The organism is Zoogloea oleivorans (assembly GCF_008107625.1).
GTDB lineage: Bacteria > Pseudomonadota > Gammaproteobacteria > Burkholderiales > Rhodocyclaceae > Zoogloea > Zoogloea oleivorans.
On record NZ_SDKK01000080.1, the window covers coordinates 1 to 2,278 of the forward strand.

Annotated in this window: 3 protein-coding genes; all 3 read left to right on the plus strand. The window is 64.0% G+C overall.

The features are described from left to right. Positions 1 to 691 (plus strand): RNA polymerase sigma factor FliA (locus ETQ85_RS25775; protein ID WP_148581835.1); only part of this gene is annotated, 691 nt, incomplete at its 5' end. 20 nt (positions 692 to 711) lie between these two features. Next, positions 712 to 1,452, plus strand: a complete 741-nt coding sequence (locus ETQ85_RS25780; protein ID WP_148581836.1) for a flagellar motor protein — start codon at positions 712 to 714, stop codon at positions 1,450 to 1,452. Positions 1,453 to 1,456: 4 nt separating this feature from the next. Then, positions 1,457 to 2,278: flagellar motor protein MotD (gene motD, locus ETQ85_RS25785; RefSeq protein ID WP_148581837.1), on the plus strand; the 822-nt coding region annotated here is incomplete at its 3' end.

The following is a 2,278-nucleotide window of genomic DNA, read 5'->3' on the forward strand; positions in this document are numbered from 1 at the left end:
GGCCAAGCTGCCAGCCAGCGTGCAGGTGGAGGACATCATCCAGAACGGCATGCTCGGCCTGCTCGATGCGATCAACCGTTACGAAGAGGGGCTTGGTGCCCAGTTCGAAACCTACGCCGTGCAGCGCATCCGCGGTGCGATGCTGGACGGGCTGCGCGAAAACGACTGGCTGCCCCGCAGCCTGCGGCGCGATATGCGGCGCATCGAAGCCGCCGTGCATCTGCTCGAACAGCAGCACGGCCGCCACCCCTCGGAGCGTGAGCTGGCTGAATCCCTCGGGCTGCCGCTGGCGGATTACCAGCACATGCTGCAGGAGGCGCGCGGCTACCAGCTGGTGTATTTCGAAGACTTTGCCGGTGATGGCGAGGACGACTACCTGGAGCGCCACATCACCCTTGAAGGCAACGATCCGCTGACCCTGCTGCTGGAGGGCAACATGCGCGATGTGCTCATCAAGGCCATCGACGATCTGCCCGACCGGGAAAAAACGGTGATGGGCCTGTACTACGAGCAGGACATGAACCTGCGCGAAATCGGCGAGGTGCTCGGGGTATCGGAATCCCGCGTGTGCCAGCTTCACAGCCAGGCGATCGCCCGCCTGCGCTCGCGCATTTCCGGCGCGATTCAGGTTGCCCCCAAGGTCAAGGGTGAGGGCAAGGCCCGCGGGCGTCGTCCTGCGGCGGCATCCTGATCCGCTAGCGGAGTTTCTTCATGGACAGTATCAGCCTCATCGGCATTACTCTCGCGCTGGCTGCGATTCTCGTCGGGCAGGTGCTCGAAGGGGGTCATGTCGGCTCCCTGGTTCAGCCCACCGCCTTCCTGATCGTGATCGGCGGTACCTTGGGGGCGGTCATGCTGCAAAGCTCCCTGCGGGTCTTTCGTACCGGCATGCAGATGGTGCGCTGGGTTTTCGTGCCGCCGACCCTGGATTACGCGGCCCTGATTGCCCAGGTGGTGAGCTGGAGCCACGTGGCGCGCAAGGAGGGCTTGTTGTCCCTGGAGAGCCAGATCCCGGCGATCGAAGACCCTTTCATCCAGAAAGGCCTGCAACTGCTGATCGATGGCGTTGAGCCGGAGCGCCTGCGCGAAGTGCTGGAAGTGGAGATCGACTGCTGGGAAAGCCAGATGAAGCAGGGCGCCAGGATCTGGGAGGCGGCGGGCGGTTACGCGCCGACAATCGGCATTCTTGGTGCGGTGATGGGCCTGATCCACGTGATGGAAAATCTTTCCGATCCGTCCAAGCTCGGTTCCGGCATCGCCGTGGCTTTCGTGGCGACAATCTACGGGGTGGGTTCGGCCAACCTGATCTTCCTGCCGATCGCCAAGAAGCTCCTCGGGGTGGTTGCCACATTGACCTCCATGCGGGAGATGCTGATGGATGGTCTGGTCGGCATCGCCAATGGTGACAATCCGCGGATCATCGAAAGCCGCCTCTCGGGTTACGCGGGGTAGGGCGGTGGCGCGGCGCAGAAAGGGCGAGGAGGAGCACGAGAACCATGAGCGCTGGCTCGTTTCTTATGCTGATTTCATTACCCTGCTGTTCGCCTTCTTCGTGGTGATGTATTCCCTGTCTTCCATCAACGAAGGCAAGTACCGGATCATGTCCGATTCGGTGGTGAATGCTTTCCGCAATATTCCGGCCAATAGCAGCGGGGCGCAGATCATCTCCAGTCCGATTCCCTCGATCCGTCCCACGCCGCCACCTTCGGCTGCCGAGTCTGCGGAGGCCGAGGAGGTCCGCAAGTCGAAGGCCGAGCGGGTCCGCAACATGGCGGAGGAAATCCGCAAGGTGCTCGCGCCGCTGGTGGCCGACGGGCAGGTGCGGGTGACCGAGGGGGCCTTCGGGATTACCGTCGAAATCAATGCCAGCGTGCTCTTTGCTCCAGGCGAGGCCCAGCTCGGGGTGGATGCCTTGCGGGCCTTGCGGGCGGTGGCTCAGGTGGTGGCAGGGGCCGAGTTTCCGATTACCGTCGAAGGGCATACGGATGTCGTGCCCATCGCCACACCGATGTTCCCGTCGAACTGGGAGCTTTCGGCGGTGCGCGCGTCGAGCGTGGTGCGCCTGTTTGTCGAAGGGGGCGTGCAGCCGGCCCGGCTGACCGCGGCTGGCTATGGCGATCAGCGGCCGGTGGCGGACAATGCCTCGGCAGAAGGGCGGGCGCGCAATCGCCGGGTCACCATCCTGATCGAATCCCGCGTGCTTGAAACGCCATCCGCCGCCAAACCGGTGAGGGCGTCCGGCGTGGCCGATTCGATCCTGCCGGCCGATGCCGCTCCG

What these genes read in the sequence shown, in the direction of transcription:
- ETQ85_RS25780 (WP_148581836.1), top strand. Translation starts at nt 712, where the DNA reads ATGGACAGTATCAGCCTCATCGGCATTACTCTCGCGCTGGCTGCGATT.